This window comes from Actinoplanes sp. NPDC049668, from assembly GCF_044465445.1.
Classification (GTDB): Bacteria; Actinomycetota; Actinomycetes; order Mycobacteriales; family Micromonosporaceae; genus Actinoplanes.
This window is the reverse complement of the sequence record NZ_JBITLR010000005.1, coordinates 109138-123965: the sequence shown is the minus strand read 5'-3', so window position 1 is coordinate 123965 and position 14828 is coordinate 109138. Positions and strand designations below refer to the sequence as shown.

The 14828-nt window shown below is 71.6% G+C and carries 11 protein-coding genes; 2 read left to right on the top strand and 9 right to left on the bottom strand.

Annotated features, from left to right (window positions below; all coding sequences use genetic code 11):
• Positions 1 to 25: 25 nt before the first annotated feature.
• The 6 genes from ACIBSW_RS21785 to ACIBSW_RS21760 form a co-directional block, all read right to left on the bottom strand.
• Positions 26 to 1336, bottom strand: coding sequence for a PHB depolymerase family esterase (locus tag ACIBSW_RS21785; protein WP_354729759.1), 1311 nt, complete (start codon positions 1334 to 1336; stop codon positions 26 to 28).
• A gap of 72 nt (positions 1337 to 1408) precedes the next feature.
• Positions 1409 to 2839 (bottom strand): endo-1,4-beta-xylanase, encoded by a 1431-nt coding sequence (locus tag ACIBSW_RS21780; protein WP_354729761.1) that lies wholly within the window; start codon positions 2837 to 2839, stop codon positions 1409 to 1411.
• 72 nt (positions 2840 to 2911) lie between these two features.
• Positions 2912 to 3418, bottom strand: a complete 507-nt coding sequence (locus ACIBSW_RS21775; protein ID WP_354729763.1) for a DJ-1/PfpI family protein — start codon at positions 3416 to 3418, stop codon at positions 2912 to 2914.
• On the bottom strand, positions 3415 to 4656 hold the full coding sequence (locus tag ACIBSW_RS21770) for an SGNH/GDSL hydrolase family protein (RefSeq protein ID WP_354729765.1): 1242 nt from the start codon (positions 4654 to 4656) through the stop codon (positions 3415 to 3417). The genes ACIBSW_RS21775 and ACIBSW_RS21770 overlap by 4 nt, the downstream gene beginning before the upstream one ends.
• Entirely contained in the window at positions 4653 to 7625 is a 2973-nt protein-coding gene (locus ACIBSW_RS21765; RefSeq protein WP_354729767.1) for a glycosyl hydrolase 115 family protein, read from the bottom strand. Before ACIBSW_RS21765 ends, ACIBSW_RS21770 begins: the two co-directional genes overlap by 4 nt.
• Before the next feature lie 17 nt (positions 7626 to 7642).
• Positions 7643 to 8914 (bottom strand): GDSL-type esterase/lipase family protein, encoded by a 1272-nt coding sequence (locus ACIBSW_RS21760; RefSeq protein ID WP_354729769.1) that lies wholly within the window; start codon positions 8912 to 8914, stop codon positions 7643 to 7645.
• A gap of 279 nt (positions 8915 to 9193) precedes the next feature.
• Between ACIBSW_RS21760 and ACIBSW_RS21755 the strand changes: the two genes are divergently transcribed.
• Together ACIBSW_RS21755 and ACIBSW_RS21750 are read left to right on the top strand one after the other, a co-directional pair.
• Positions 9194 to 10291: an endo-1,4-beta-xylanase gene (locus ACIBSW_RS21755; protein WP_354729771.1), complete on the top strand. Its 1098-nt coding sequence runs from the start codon at positions 9194 to 9196 to the stop codon at positions 10289 to 10291.
• An 85-nt stretch (positions 10292 to 10376) separates the two neighbouring features.
• Positions 10377 to 11408, top strand: coding sequence for a LacI family DNA-binding transcriptional regulator (locus tag ACIBSW_RS21750; RefSeq protein ID WP_404799418.1), 1032 nt, complete (start codon positions 10377 to 10379; stop codon positions 11406 to 11408).
• Here the strand turns inward: ACIBSW_RS21750 and ACIBSW_RS21745 are convergent.
• From ACIBSW_RS21745 to ACIBSW_RS21735, 3 genes are all read right to left on the bottom strand, one after another.
• Positions 11386 to 12294 (bottom strand): carbohydrate ABC transporter permease, encoded by a 909-nt coding sequence (locus tag ACIBSW_RS21745; RefSeq protein ID WP_354730636.1) that lies wholly within the window; start codon positions 12292 to 12294, stop codon positions 11386 to 11388. The two genes, ACIBSW_RS21750 and ACIBSW_RS21745, sit on opposite strands and share 23 nt — an antisense overlap.
• Positions 12294 to 13139, bottom strand: a complete 846-nt coding sequence (locus ACIBSW_RS21740; protein ID WP_354730642.1) for a sugar ABC transporter permease — start codon at positions 13137 to 13139, stop codon at positions 12294 to 12296. The genes ACIBSW_RS21745 and ACIBSW_RS21740 overlap by 1 nt, the downstream gene beginning before the upstream one ends.
• A gap of 74 nt (positions 13140 to 13213) precedes the next feature.
• Positions 13214 to 14554 carry an extracellular solute-binding protein gene (locus ACIBSW_RS21735; protein WP_354730638.1) on the bottom strand — a complete coding sequence of 447 codons (1341 nt, stop codon included), beginning with the start codon at positions 14552 to 14554 and terminating at the stop codon, positions 13214 to 13216.
• Positions 14555 to 14828 lie beyond the last annotated feature (274 nt).

Here is a 14828-nt window from a genome sequence, read left to right as displayed (position 1 = left end):
CCGGGCCGGGGCAGCAGGCTGTCCGTCAGGCGATCGCGCAGGCGACGCCGTTGAGGGTGAACGCCGCCGGCTTGCCGCTGTTGCCGGTGTGTGTCGCCTGGAAACCGATGCTGGTCGAGGCGCCCGTCGCCAGCGCGCCGTTGTAGGAGACGTTGCGGGCGGTGACCGCCCCGCTCGCCGGCGTGTAGATGGCGTTCCAGCCGGAGGTGATGGCCTGGCCGCCGGGCAGCGTGAAGCCCAGCGTCCAGCCGGTCAGGGCCGGTCCGGTGTTGGTGATGGTGATCGACGCGGTCAGGCCGGTGTTCCAGGCGTTGACCGTGTAGCCGACCCGGCAGTTACCCGCCGGCGGCGGCGTGCTCGGCGAGGGCGGCGGAGTCGTGGCCGAGCCGCTCGGGTTCGGCACCGTCGGCGCGTCGAGGCCGAAGAACGCGATCGCGCCCTCGGCCATGCCGCTGGTCGGCAGCGAGTGCCCCACGCCGGCCGCGCTGACCGCCTCGACCGGCGCCTGCGTGCCCGAGGACCCGTACCGGGTGCGGGTCCAGCCGGACTGCGGCGAGTCGGTGAGCACCGGCGTCTGGCTCACGCCGAGCACGTTGGTCCACTGCTTGATCTCCTCGGCGAAGTTCGGGTAGCGCAGCGTCGCGTCCTCGGTGCCGTGCCAGACCTGCATCCGCGGGCGGGCACCGCTGTATCCCGGGTACGCGGCCCGGACCAGGTCCCCCCACGCCTGCGGGGTCTTGGTGATCTGCCCGTTGGCGCAGGCGCTGTTCCAGCTGGAGCCGTCGGTGGTGGCGAAGCAGCCGAACGGCACGCCCATGAACGCCGAGCCGGCCCGGAACACGTCGGGGTAGTCGCCGAGCAGGACGTTGGTCATCATCGCGCCGGACGAGGCACCGGTGACGAACGTGCGGGCCGGGTCGGTGCCGTAGCGCTGCTGCACGTAGCGGACCATCGAGACGATGCCGACCGGGTCGCTGTTCCCGTCGTGGCGCAGCGCGCCGGGCGACGAGACGTCGAAGCAGTTGCCCGACCTGGTCGCCGACGGGTAGACGACGATGTAGCCGTACCGGTCCGCCAGGGACGCGAACTGGGTGCCGGAGTAGAAGGCGGGTCCGGAGCCGGTGCAGTAGTGCACGGCGACGAGCAGGGCCGGGTTGCTCGGCAGCCGGTCCGGCACGTACAGGTGCATCCGCAGGCCGGTCGGGTTGGTGCCGAAGCCGGTGACCTCCTGCAGCGAGGCCGCGGCGGCCGGCGTGGCCGGCAGCAGCGTGGTCGAGGCGACGATCGCCGCCGCGGCGGTGGCCACCGCCAGCAACGCGTGAGCGAGTCTCTTCATGGCGTTCCTCAGTTCCTCCGAGGGCTGGGCCCCGGCGCGGGGGGATGGAGCCCCGCGCCGGGGCGGTCGGGGTCAGGACGCGGCGCAGGACGGGGTGGCGCTCGGCCCGGTTCCGGTGCCCTGGAAGCCGAACTCGGTGTTGCCGCCGGCCGGGATCCGCGGGTTGTAACTGGCGTTGGCGAAGCGGACCGTGCCGCTGCTGCCGCCGGCGACCGCGTTCCAGGTGTTGGTGACCGTCGCGCCGGACGGCAGGGTCAGCGTGACCGCCCAGCCGTTGACCGCGGCGGAGCCGGCCGTGACCCGCACGGCGGCCGTGAAGCCACCGTTCCACTGGTTCAGGGTCACGCTGGCGGTGCAGCCCGCGCCCGTCGGCGGGCTGGTCGGCGGGCTGGTCGGCGGGCTGGTCGGCGGGCTGGTGGGCGGGCTCGTCGGCGGCGTGGTGGGCGGGGTGGTCGGCGTGACGCCGCCGTTCAGGGCCGCCAGCGCGGAGGTGTACGCGGCCTTCTTGTTGCCGTTGCCGTCGAACAGCAACGGGGTGCCGCTGGCCCGCCACGAGTCGGTGTCCCGGATGCCCCAGACGGTGATTCCGAGGCAGCGGGCGACCGCGAGGCAGTCGTTGACGACGTTGCCGTAGGTGGTGGCCTGCGTCGTTCCGGATCCCTCGATGTCCAGCTCGGTGATGGCCACGTCGACGCCGAGCGCGGCGAAGCTCGACAGCGTGGTGCGGTAGTTGCTCGGGTACGGCGAGCCGCTGTTGAAGTGCGACTGGAAGCCGACGCAGTCGATCGGCACGCCGCGCGACTTGAAGTCACGGACCATGGAGTACACGGCCTGCGTCTTGGCCCAGCTCCAGTTGTCGGTGTTGTAGTCGTTGTAGCAGAGCTTCGCGGTCGGGTCGGCGGCGCGAGCAGCGCGGAACGCCGCCTCGATCCAGTCGTTGCCGGTGCGCTGCAGGTTCGAGTCACGCCGGGCGCCGTCGTTGCCGTCGGCGAAGGCCTCGTTCACCACGTCCCAGGCGGACAGCTGGCCCCGGTAGTGGGTGGCGACCTGGGTGACGTGATTGAGCATCGCGGTGCGCAGCGCGCTGCCGGACATGCTCTGCATCCAGCCGGGCTGCTGCGAGTGCCAGGCGAGCGTGTGGCCGCGCACCTGCATGCCCTGCGCCTTCGCGTGACTGACGATCCGGTCCGCGTTGGTGTAGTTGAACTGGCCCTGCGACGGCTCAGTCGCGTCGATCTTCATCTCGTTCTCGGGCGTGACGCTGTTGAACTCGCGGTTCAGGATGCCCACATAGGTCGAGTCCGACAGCTTGTTGGCGGCCACGGCGGCGCCGAAGTAGCGGCCCGACGCCGCCGCCGAGGCGCCCAGCGTGGTGGCGGCGTCGGCGGAGGACGCCAGCGCCACCGCGGCGCCGGCCGCGACGACGCTCGCCGCTATCAGGGTGGAGGCCACCCGGAGCGGGGATCTCCGGGTGGCACTTCTGGGGACGGAGGACTGGTTCATGCGGTGCGCCTTTCTCAAATGGGAGCGCTCCCAAATACTGGACGGGGACAGCGGTGTACGAATCGGGACGGATCAGAGGGTGCGGGCGATGGCGGCGGCCGCCGCCGCGCCGTGGTACTTGCGGACCAGGTGCAGGCACAGGTCCAGGCCGGCCGGGCCGTCGGCCGCGGTGAAGATGGGATCGTCGTCGACGTAGCGCACGCCGACCGCCGTGCGCACCCGCGGATAGCGGCGCCGCAGCTCCTCGGCGTAACCGGGGCAGGTCGACACCCGCCGGCCGTCGAGCAGGCCCGCCGCCGCGACGGTGAGCACGGCGCCGCCCACCGCGAGGATCCGGCAGTTGCGGCTGGCGGCGTCGCGCAGCGTCGCGGCGACCGCGGCGCCGTCGTCGCCGCCGGCGCAGGGCGCCACGGCGAGGATGTCGGCCCGGGCCAGCAGGTCGCGCCCGGCGAAGCTCAGGCCGACGGCGGCGAACGAGAGGTCGAAGACCGGCCCGCCGAACACGGCGCGGTAGGTCGCCAGGCCGGCCCGCCCGCCGCTGGGCGGCACCAGCACCGCCACGTTCGTCATGGTGGTCATCGCCGGAACAGCCGCTCGGGTACGGAGTCGGCGATCGCCTGGTAGCCGGCGGGGTTGAGGTGCAGGTGGTCGCCGGTGTCGTAGGCCGGCAGCAGGCGCCGGCGCCCGATCGGGTCGCGGACCGCCGCGTCGAAGTCGAGCACCGCGTCGAAGCGCCCGGAGCGGCGGATCCAGTCGTTGACCGTGCGGCGGGTGCCCTCGCGCAGCCCGTCCGCGTCGTCGTAGCCGGTGTTGCCGCCGAACGGGGTGATCGTCGCGCCGTACACCTGGATCCCGCGCGCGTGCGCCCGGGTGACCATCTGGTCGTACGCGGCGATCAGGTCCTCCCCCACCTGGAGCTGCGCCTGCGGCGTCGCGGCGGCCGTACCGATGTCGTTGACGCCCTCGAAGACGATCAGCCGGTCGGCGCCGCCCAGCGCGAGCACGTCGCGGTCCAGCCGACCGAGGGCGTTCGGCCCGAGGCCGTCCTGCAGCACCCGGTTGCCGCCGGCCGCCTGATTGAGCACCGCGACGCCCCGCAGCCGGGCCTTCAGCCGGTCCGGCCACCGGTCGTTGCCGTTGGTCGTCGAGCCGCGCCCGTCGGTCAGCGAGTCGCCGAGCACCACGGTCGCCGTGCCGGCGGTGTGCACCTCGACCCCGCTGAGGAAGTACCAGTGGTCCACCGGCGTGGCGCCCGGCAGCTCCGCGTCGGCGCGGTGGTCGCCGCGCAGCAGGTGTGAGGTCGTCCGCGAGCCGGGGTGCGAGGTGATGGCCGCGGAGGCCTGGCCGGTGGCCAGGTAGGCGGTGACGGTGAGGTTGGTCAGCGCGGGCACGTCGAGGTCGATCGGGTCGGAGACCACCTGCGCGCCGATCGGGACCGACGCGCCCGCCCGGCCCGAGAACGTGAGCGGGCGGGACGAGCCGGGCACGATCGCGCTCGCGCCGGCCCGCCCGTCCAGCGGCAACGCGACGGTGGCGCCGGTGATCGGCAGGACCGCGCCGCCGAACGCGTTCGAGAAGCGCACCCGCACGGACGAGCCGGCCACCGAGGTGTGCACGGTCTGGCGCAGCGTGGTGTCGGCCAGCGCCACGCCGTCGGCGTTGAACGGCGCCGGCGGCATGTTGCCGGGCTCGGTCAGCTGCGGCATGGACACCCAGGTGTGCAGCCAGCCCCTGGGCCGCGGCCGGTCCCGGTGGTGGATCGTCGCCGCCGAGGCGGCCGCTGCCGCGCCGAGGCCGAGTATGGATCGGCGGTTCATCGGACTCTCCGGCTCTCGGGCGGGCCGAGGTAGCTGTACCTGACTCCCCCGGTGTCGACGATCAGGCGCTGCACGATCACGGTCGGGTCGACCATCCAGAACTTGAGGGTGTGCGTGCCCGCGGCCGAGACCGCGTGCGTGGTGGTCGTGACGTTGGCGTTGTCGGAGGTGTTGCGCTCCCACTGCCGGTTCATGGTGGTGTCGTTGGCGCCGGTCGCCGTCGTGATGTTCACCGTCTGCGGCGCGTCGTCGTCCAGCGAGACCGCGTACTTGAGCCCGTCGGTCGGCCGCACGTTGTTGCGCGGCGACAGCACCGCCGTGACCTTGACCGGCCCGGTGCTGGTCAGCGTCATCGCGTACTCGAGGCGGGCACCCGCACCGCCCAGCGGCGTCATGCCGTTGCCGGTCTTGCCGATGCCGGGCAGCAGCCGCCAGTCGCCGACGGCGCGGCTGTAGTGGTCGGCCTCCATCGCGACGTAGCCGTTCGCCTCGACGAAGCCGCGGGGCCGCAGCACCGGGTTGTCGATCGGCGCCTGCACCACGGTGCTCGCGCCGCCCGGCCCGGTCACCGTGATCGGCACGGTGGTCCGGCCCTTGGGCGCCCGGGACCAGTCGACCCGCACGGTCGCCCGGACCTCCTTGTCGACCCGGCCGGCGGCCGGTGTGACGTGCACCCACGGCACGGCCGGGCTGATCCGGTACCCGAACGGCGTCGTCCCGGTGTTGTACACGTCGAGGTACTGCGCGGGCTGCGCCTGGTACGGGCTGAACGCGGGCAGGGTGACCGGGTCGCCGCCGTCGAGCGCGACGCCCATCCCCGCCGCCGCGGGCACCTCGATCCGCCGCAGGTGCGGGTAGATCTCGTCCGGCAGCGCCACGTTGTTCTTCTCCGGCTGCTGCCACGGCGCGTTCGGGCCGTACCGGGCCACGTCGCCGTACCCGATCTTGGGTTGCAGCTGCCAGTCGCGCCACTTCCCGCCGGCCAGGGCGGTGTTGTAGTGGGCGTTGAGCGCCTGGTCGTCGGCGAAGCGGGCCTCGGCGACGTCGGCCAGGTCGTTGGTGGAGGCGCGGCCCTGCGCGGCGTACAGGATGTTGGTGAACTCGGCGCGGCGCAGGGCGTACAGGTTGGCCGTCGCCTTGACCTGGTAGTAGACCAGCTGGAAGTAGGCGTCCTGCCAGGCCGCGGGCACCGCGGACCGGATCCGGTCCGCGCGATCGCCGAGCCGCTGCCATTGCGCGGTGACGCGATCCAGTTCGCCGTAGTCGGTGAGGCTGAACGGGCTCGCCTGGTCGTCGTAGTTGATCTGCGCGGTGGCGGGGTCGATGGTGATCCGGCGGTTCAGCAGCTCGGGCTTGCGCCGCGACTGCAGGTGGCCGTAGTCGCCGAGCAGGTCCGCGATCCGGTCGGCGAGGGCCGGCCCGAAGTTCTGCGCGGCGTACTGCCGCTCCCACTCGCCGAGCCGGGACAGCGGCCAGGCGGCGGGGTTCCACGCGTAGTCGAGGAAGAACTGGGTCGGCTGCTCCTCGTTCTTCAGGTCGCCGACGTTGACCATCCACAGCCGGTCCACCCCGGAGCGGTACGCGAGGTCGAGCTGCTCCCAGGTGTTGGTGAGGTTGATCGTGTCGACCCACTTGTAGTTGCGGCCGCCGCCGACGTAGTCGAAGTGGTAGTACATCCCGTACCCGCCGGAGCGGGGCGGCAGCGAGGCGTCCGGCAGCTTGCGCAGGTTGCCCCAGTTGTCGTCGCAGAAGACGACGGTCACGTCGTCCGGCGGCCGGTAGCCGCCGTCCCAGTAGCGTTGCACCTCCTTGTAGAGGGTCTGCACCTGCGGCGCGCCGATGAGTCCGGTGTCGCGCAGGATCTCCCGCTGGGTGTCGATGATCGAGTCCATCAGGTCGATGCCGTCGCCGTCGGGCAGGCTGACGTCGCCGTTGCCGCGCATGCCGAGCGTGACGACGCCCTCGATCTTCTGGTCCGCCATCCGCTGCGCGCCGTCGCGCCAGTACGCCTTGATGGCGTCCGGGTTGCGCCGGAAGCTCCACTCGCCGGTGCCGGCGGGGTGCCGGTTCCACTCCTCGATGCCGCGCATCATCGGCGCCTCGTGTGAGGTGCCCATGACGACGCCGTAGTAGGAGGCCGTCGCGTGGTTCTGCGGGTCGTCCTCGGCGAACGCGCGCCCCCAGACGGCCGGCCACAGGTAGTTGGCGCGCAGCCGCAGCATGGTCTCGAAGACCTTGGCGTAGTAGGCCGCGTTCAGCCCGCCCGGGTAGCCCGGCGCCTTGCCGGGCCCGAAGTAGCGAGGGGCCCAGGTGCCGGTGGCCGGGTTCTCGTCGTTGATGAAGAAGCCGCGGTACTTCACCGCCGGGGTGCCCTGGGAGTGGCGCCCGGGCAGCACGTAGACGGCGTCCTGATGACGCACCGGCACGTCGTCCCAGAACCGCCACGGCGAGACGCCGATGCGCTTGGACAGGTCGTAGGCGCCGTAGATGGTGCCGCGCTGGTCGCTGCCCGCGATGACGAACGCCCGGCGTACGCCCGGCAGCGGGTTGTCGACGACCTGCTCGACGGTGGTCTCCCACTTGCCGGCGAGGCCGCGGACGTCGAGCTTGCCCGCCGCGACCAGGCGGTCGATCAGCGGGCTCTTGCCGACGGTGCCGACCAGCACCGGGTCGCGACCGCCGGGGATCCGGTCGTGCCCGACCGCCGGGGTGACGCCGGTGACCGCCGCGATGTCGTCCCGCAGGTCGTCGACGACGCGGATGACGCCGGCGTGGTCGCCGGCGCTGACCACCAGCGGCGCCGCGCGGCCGCCGGCGACGAGCGGGAAGCGGCCGCGGCCCGGCTGCGCGGAGACGTAGTTGCCGCGGTCCGCCGCGGCGAGCGCGTCGTCCGGTACGGCCCGAGCGTTCGCCGGCACCGCGACGAACAGCGGTGCGACCAGTGCCGCGAGGGCGAGCAGTGCCTTCATGGGTACGCCGTCCATATCTACAGGAGTCGGAGCGGGACCGCGGCCGCCAGTGCCGCCATGCCCGCATCGTTGGGATGCAGGTGGTCGCCGCTGTCGTAGGCCGGGTCGAGCCGCAGGATGTCGGTGCGGTCGCGGACCGCGGCGTCGAAGTCGATCGCCGCGTCGTACTCGCCGCCGGTGCGGATCCAGCGGTTCAGCGTCGCGCGCTTGCGCTCGTTGGCCTCGGACCAGAAGCCGAGGGTGTCGCCCTTGAACGGCAGGACGGTGGCGCCGTACGCCCGCATCCCGGCCTGGTGCGCGCGGGCGATCAGCTGCCGGTGCCCGGCGATCAGATCGTCGGCGGTGACCGTCTCGTCGGGCGGGGCGGCCGTGCCCGGGTGGCCGAGGTCGTTGACGCCGAGCAGCACGATGAGCACGCGCGCACCGGGCTGGGCGACCACGTCGCGGTCGAAGCGGCGCAGCGCGCTCTGGCCGAAGAACGCGGCGTAGGCCTCGGCCCCGCTGCCCGGGCGTGGGTTGGGGTCGCGTAGCAGCCGGTTCCCCGAGACGCCGAGGTTGACCACCCCGCGGTCGAGGCGGGCGTCGCGCAGCCGCCGGGCGAGCAGGTCGGGCCACCGGTGGTTCAGGTTCGCCACGGTGGCGGCGCCGTTGGTGATGGAGTCGCCGAGCGCGACGACCGCGCCGGCCGCCCGGCCGGCGACGCTGACGCCGGAGAGGAAGAGGTTCTGCGAGTGCACGGCCGTCGGCGTGAGCGCCCGGGCCGCGGTGACGTTGCCGGCCGCGATCACGTTGTCCTGGTACGCGAACGCGGCGAGGGTGGTGACCGGGGTGCGCCGCGGCAGGTAGACGCTGATGGTCAGCTCCGTGCCGGCCGGGACGTGCAGCCGCACCGGGTCGCTGACCAGCGGCGCGCCGGCCGGGATGGTCGCCGCGGCCCGTCCGCCGAACGTCACCCGCCGGTCGGTGCCGGGCACCGTCGCCGTGCTCGCGCCGTCGCCGGCCCGGCGGGCGACGCGCACCTCGCCGACGACCAGCGGCACGTCGCCGAACTCGTTGGTCAGCCGGACCCGCACCTGCTCGCCGCCGGCGCTGACGTGCACCACGTGGCGCACGGTCTGGTCCTGCAGGACGGTCGGCGCGCCCGGCGGGATCGTGGTGGGCACGGCCGCCCACGTCGCGGTCCAGCCCGCGCCGTCGCGGCGTTCGCCCGCCGCCGCGGCCGCCGGGGTCGCCGCCGCGGCGAGCGCGGCGCCCGAGGCGAGCGCGAGCACCTCACGTCTGGTGGACATGCGTCTCCTTCGCGCTGAGTTCCGGAAGTTTCGGCAATGCGCCAAGCGATTTCTCGTAACATAGAGGCAGGTCGAAGTCTCGTCAAGAGACTGTTACGTCCCAGATCACCGCGTTGTTTTCATTGATCTCCGCGTTCATCCGTCCACGTTGTAGCCGGTTGACCGGGCCGCAGTGCTGGCCTATCTTCCGGACACGTAACGGAATTTCTCGGAATCTTCGAAACCCCTGCGCCGCGGCACCCCCGCCGCCCCCGCGGGTCTGGGAAGGACGGTCCGAAAGTGAGAATCCACCGAATCCTCAGTACCGCCGCGCTGGCGTCGCTGGCGCTGGTCGCCGCCTCCCCCGCGGCCGCGACGCGGCCCGCGACCGCCGCACCACAGCCGGTACCCGCGCGGGCGGCCACGCCGGCCGGCGACGCCGGGCTGCGGGTCGCCGCCGACCGGGCCGGCCTGCGGATCGGCACCGCCGTCGACACCACCGCGCTGGCCGCCGACGCGCCGTACCGCGCGGCGACGGCACACGAGTTCAACTCCGTCACGGCGGAGAACGTCATGAAGTGGCAGCTGGTCGAGCCGGTGCAGGGCACCTACGACTGGGCGGCCGCCGACGGACTGGTGGACTTCGCCCGCGCGAACGGCCAGAAGGTGCGCGGGCACACGCTGGTCTGGCACAGCCAGAACCCGTCCTGGCTGACCGAGGAGGCCTTCACCCCCGCCGAGCTGCGCGCGCTGCTGCGCAAGCACATCATCGACGAGGTCTCGCACTTCAAGGGCCGGGTCTACCACTGGGACGTGACCAACGAGATCTTCAACGACGACGGCACCTGGCGCGACACCATCTGGCTGCGCAACCTCGGGCCCGGCTACGTCGCGGACGCGTTCCGCTGGGCGCACCAGGCCGACCCGCGCGCCAAGCTGTACCTCAACGACTACAACAACGAGGGTGTCAACGCCAAGAGCGACGCGTACTACCGCCTCGTGAAGGAGCTGAAGGCGCAGCGGGTGCCGGTGCACGGCTACGGCGTGCAGGGTCACCTCGCCGTGCAGTACGGCGTGCCCGGCGACACCCTGACCAACCTGCGCCGGTTCGAGGCGCTCGGCCTGGAGAGCGCCCTGACGGAGGTCGACGTGCGGATGCCGCTGCCGACCGATCCGATCAAGGTGCAGGCGCAGGTGTCGGGCTTCAACTCCCTGCTGCAGGCCTGCCTGCTGGCCCGGCGCTGCGTGTCGTACACGCTCTGGGGATTCACCGACAAGTACTCGTGGGTGCCCAGCGTCTTCTCCGGGCAGGGCTCGGCCACCCCGATGGACGAGAACCTGGTCCGCAAGCCGGCGTACTACTCGTTGCGCGACACCCTGACGCTCGCGGGACGCTGAACCCCCGGACGAGGCCTGTGCAATACTCCCGGAACCGGGCCCGAAACTTCCAGCCCGGGAGGGTCCGGAAGCGAGGATGGTGGCGATGTCCCAGGACGGCAGACGGGTAACCATCGCGGCCATCGCCGACGCGGCCGGGGTGTCCGTTCCGACGGTATCGCGAGTGCTCAATGGGCGTACGGACGTGTCGTCGGAGACGCGTGAACGGGTCGAGCAGCTGCTGCGCGAGCATGGCTACCGGCGCCGGAACTCTCGGCAGCCAGGCCGCGCGCAGCTGATCGATCTTGTCTTCAACGACCTGGACAGCCCGTGGGCGGTCGAGCTGATCCGCGGCGTGGAGGACATCGCGCACGCGGCCGGGGTCGGCACGGTCGTCTCGGCCGTGCACCACGAGGCGACGGCGATCCGGCAGTGGCTGGCGAACCTGCGGGCGCGCACCTCCGACGGCGTCGTCTTCGTGATGACCGACGTGAACTCGCCGGCCCTCGCACAGATGCGCCGCCTGCACATCCCGGCCGTGGTGATCGACCCGGCGAACGGCGCGGGCGCGGACGTGCCCACCGTCGGCGCGACGAACTGGGCCGGCGGGCTCAGCGCCACCGAGCACCTGATCGGCCTCGGGCACCGCCGGATCGGCCTGGTCGCCGGCCCCCGGGATCTGCTCTGCAGCCGGGCCCGGCTGGACGGCTACCGGGCCGCGCTCGACGCCGCCGGCCTCGCCGTCGACGACGCCCTGATCGTGCCGGGCGACTTCCGCCACGAGTCCGGCTACGCCGGGGGCGGCCGGCTGCTCGACCTGGACGACCCGCCGACCGCCGTCTTCGCCGCCAGCGACCAGATGGCGCTCGGGGTGTACGAGGCCGCGCGCCGGCGCGGGCTGCAGGTGCCGGACGACCTGAGCGTGGTCGGCTTCGACGACCTGCCCGAGGTGCGCTGGTCCTCGCCGCCGCTGACCACGGTGCGGCAGCCGCTCGCCGAGATGGGCGGGCTCGCCGCGCGCACGATCCTGCGGATGGCGCGCGGCGAGACCCTTCAGGCGCCCCGCGTCGAGCTGGCGACGGAGCTGGTGGTCCGGGACAGCACGGCCGCCCCGGTCATTTACCGAAGCCCGCGGTGAGGCCGCTGAGCAGCTGGCGCCGGCCGACCGCGTAGCAGATCAGGATCGGCAGCGTGGTCAGCACGACCGAGGCGAGCACCGCCGGCACGTTGACGCCGTACTGGCCCTGGAAGCTCCACAGCCCGAGCGGCAGGGTGCGCTGATCGGGGCTCTGGGTGAGGATCAGCGGCAGGATGAAACCGTTCCAGACCCCCAGTCCCTGGTAGATGGTCACGGTGACCAGCGCGGGCCGGGTCAGCGGGAAGGCGAGCCGCCAGAGGGTGCCCCACTCGGAGGCGCCGTCCATGCGCATCGACTCGAACAGCTCCTTCGGCACGTCCCGGATGAAGTTGGCGAGCACCAGCACCGACAACGGGATGGCGAACGCGATCGACGGCAGGATGATCGCCATCAGGGTGTCGTACATCTGCATCCGGATGATGATCAGGTAGATCGGGATGACGACCGCCTGCAACGGGATGGCCAGGCCCATCAGGAACAGGCCGTTGACCGAGCGCAGGAAGCGGCTGCCCGCGCCGCCGCGGACGATCGCGTACGCCGCCATGAACGAGATCAGCACCGCCGGCAGCGTCGCGCCCGCCGTGACCACCAGGCTGTTGGTGAAGTACCGCGCGAAGTCGGACTCGATGACCTGACGGTAGTTGTCCAGGGTGGGATCGGCCGGCGGCACGAGCGGGTTCTGCGCGTAGTAGTTGGCCCGCGTCTTGAAGCTGGTGATGACGATCCAGTAGATCGGCAGCATCACCACCAGCAGCCACAGCCAGCCGAAGCCGCCGCCGATCCAGTTCCGTCCGCGCAGCGCCGTGCCCATGCGCCGGGGGCCGCCCGGCCCGGCCTCCGCCGGTCCCGCGGTCGTCGGCAGTGCCGGCCGGGTCGAGATGGCCATCAGGCACCTTCCAGTTGGCTGTCGGACGCGCTGCCGCCGCCGATCCGGCGCAGCAGCAGGGCCAGACCCAGGCCGACGAGGACCAGGATCACCGCGATGGCGCTGGCCGGTCCCATCAGGTTCGCCTTGAACCCGAGCTGGTACATCTCCAGCGCCAGCACCCGGGTGGCGTCGCCGGGCCCGCCGGCGGTGAGCACGAAGATCAGGTCGAAGAAGGTCAGCGACCCCACCACCATCAGCGTCGACGAGGTGATGATCGTGTACTTGAGCTGCGGCAGCGTGATGTGGAAGAACGTGCGCACCCGGCCGGCGCCGTCGATCTCCGCCGCCTCGTACATCGACCTGGGTATCTGCCGCACGCCGCCCTGGTAGATCAGCGAGTGGAACGGAATGAACTGCCAGGACACCACGAACACCACCACGCACAGGGCCAGGTTGCCCTGGCCCAGCCAGTCCTGGTTGAGCAGCTCGATGTTCAGCCCGGCGCCGAGCCCGAAGTTCGGGTTCAGCAGTGCGCTGTAGGTGATCGCGATGGCCGTCGAGCTCAGCAGCAGCGGGATGAAGTACAGCACCGCCAGCAGCCCGCGGTAGCGCTTGTGCGAGGCGAGGAAGACGCCGATGAGCAGGCTCAGCGGCGTCTGGAAGAGCCAGGAGAGCGCCATCACCAGGAACGTCACCCAGACCGCGTGCGCCAGCCCGGGCTCGGTCAGCACGTGCCGCCAGCTGTCCAGGCCCGCCGGGTGGATGTCGCCGATGCCGTCCCACTGGGTGAAGCTCAGGCCGAGCACGCCCAGCAGCGGCACGACGCCGAACGCCACGAACATGGCGAGCGCCGGCAGCACCATCCAGGACACGGACTTGCTCCGCCCGCCGGTGGAGGAGCGTCCCGCCAGTGCGTCCGGGGGCGGAGCAAGGGCCGTCACTTGCCGATGACCTGGTTCATGTTGGTGACCCACTGCTGGGGCGAGACCTGCAGCTGGAACAGCTTGGCGATGTTGTCCAGCAGGGCCTCGGCGGCGGTCGGGCTCAGCGCCTGGTCCCAGGACTGCGCGAAGGTCTTGGCGTTGACGGAGGTGTCGTAGACGAACTTCAGGAACGCGGCGTCCGGCGAGGCGCCCAGGATGGCCTCGGTGCCCTTGGCGACCGGGACCGAGCCGCCGTCGTTGATCCAGGCCTTGGTCTCGTCCGCGTCGAGCACGCCGCTGGTGAAGAACTTCTTCGCGGTCTCCTTCTGCTCGGCCGTCGCCTTGGACGAGATCGCGAGGTACTGCCCCGGGTTGCCGACCGTGTTGGTGGGGTCGCCCTTGCCGCCGGCGACCGGCGGGAAGTTCATCCAGCCGAGGTTGCCGCCGGAGACGAAGTTGCCGCCGTCGTTCTTCATGCTGCCGTAGGTCCAGCCACCGTGCAGCATCATGGCCGCCTTGTCGGTGTAGAGCAAGGCCTGGTCGGCGTTGCCGGCGGCGTCGACCGAGGAGAAGCCCTTGCCGAACGCGCCGTCCTTCACCATCTGCTGGATCTTGGTGAGCATGTCCAGCACCGCGGGGTTGGACCAGGCGTCCTTCTGGCCGTCGAAGACGCTCTGGAAGACCTCGGGGCCGCCGATGCGGTCGAGCAGGAACTCCAGCCACATCATGTTGGTCCAGCGGGACTTGCCGGCCAGCGAGAACGGCGCGACGCCGGCCGCCTTGAACTTCGGCACCAGCGCCATCATGTCCTCGAACGACTGCGGCGGCTGCGCGCCGGCCTTCTCGAAGACCTTCTTGTTGTAGTACAGGATGATCGGCTGCACGGTCTCGCACGGCATCGCGTAGATCTTGCCGCCGATGGTGGCCGGGCCGAACGACGACGGGAACAGCTTGTCCTTGACCGCGGCGTTCTCGCCGAACCAGCCGGTCAGGTCCTCGACCTGGCCCGCGTCGACGTAGCTCTTCAGGCCGCCGCCGCCCCAGCCCCAGATCAGGGTCGGCGCCTGGCCGGCGCCGATGGCCGTCTTGATCTTCTGCTTGTAGGCGTCGTTCTCGAACGCGGTGAACTCGACCTTGCTGTTCGGGTTGGCCTTGTTGAACCGCTCGGCCGCGGTCTGCCGAATCCCCTCGCCCGGCTGGCCGGTGAGGAACCAGTAGGTGGCGGTGCCACCCTTGTCCCCGCTGTTGGAATCGCCGCCGGGGCCGGAACTGCCGCAGGCGGCCAGGGCGGCGCCGGCGCCGGCTGCGGCGGTGAGGCTGAGGAAGTTGCGACGCGATATCGGGCTGCGCTCCACGCTGATCTCCGTACTCGAGTGCCGCACTGATGCGGCGAGTCGATGGCTGAGGGGGTGGGCCGTCGATCCTGGTCCCGAATTCTGGAACTTTCGATCGACAACCGCAAGTTACCGAGAGATTTGGTTAACGTAGGATTTCGCGATTGACGTGTCAAGGCCCTTGAAAGACTCGTGCTTTACCAGCGAGAGTGGACCCCATCGCAGCGCGTGGAGCACCAAGACGAGGGCGCCTCAGGTCACGATCCGGTCGCGGCCAGATCTCACCGAAAGCCCG

Coding starts and splice junctions, on each gene's coding strand:
- ACIBSW_RS21785 (WP_354729759.1), bottom strand. CDS start 1,336: ATGAAGAGACTCGCTCACGCGTTGCTGGCGGTGGCCACCGCCGCGGCG.
- ACIBSW_RS21780 (WP_354729761.1), bottom strand. CDS start 2,839: ATGAACCAGTCCTCCGTCCCCAGAAGTGCCACCCGGAGATCCCCGCTC.
- ACIBSW_RS21775 (WP_354729763.1), bottom strand. CDS start 3,418: ATGACCACCATGACGAACGTGGCGGTGCTGGTGCCGCCCAGCGGCGGG.
- ACIBSW_RS21770 (WP_354729765.1), bottom strand. CDS start 4,656: ATGAACCGCCGATCCATACTCGGCCTCGGCGCGGCAGCGGCCGCCTCG.
- ACIBSW_RS21765 (WP_354729767.1), bottom strand. CDS start 7,625: ATGAAGGCACTGCTCGCCCTCGCGGCACTGGTCGCACCGCTGTTCGTC.
- ACIBSW_RS21760 (WP_354729769.1), bottom strand. CDS start 8,914: ATGTCCACCAGACGTGAGGTGCTCGCGCTCGCCTCGGGCGCCGCGCTC.
- ACIBSW_RS21750 (WP_404799418.1), top strand. CDS start 10,377: ATGTCCCAGGACGGCAGACGGGTAACCATCGCGGCCATCGCCGACGCG.
- ACIBSW_RS21745 (WP_354730636.1), bottom strand. CDS start 12,294: ATGGCCATCTCGACCCGGCCGGCACTGCCGACGACCGCGGGACCGGCG.
- ACIBSW_RS21740 (WP_354730642.1), bottom strand. CDS start 13,139: ATGGTGCTGCCGGCGCTCGCCATGTTCGTGGCGTTCGGCGTCGTGCCG.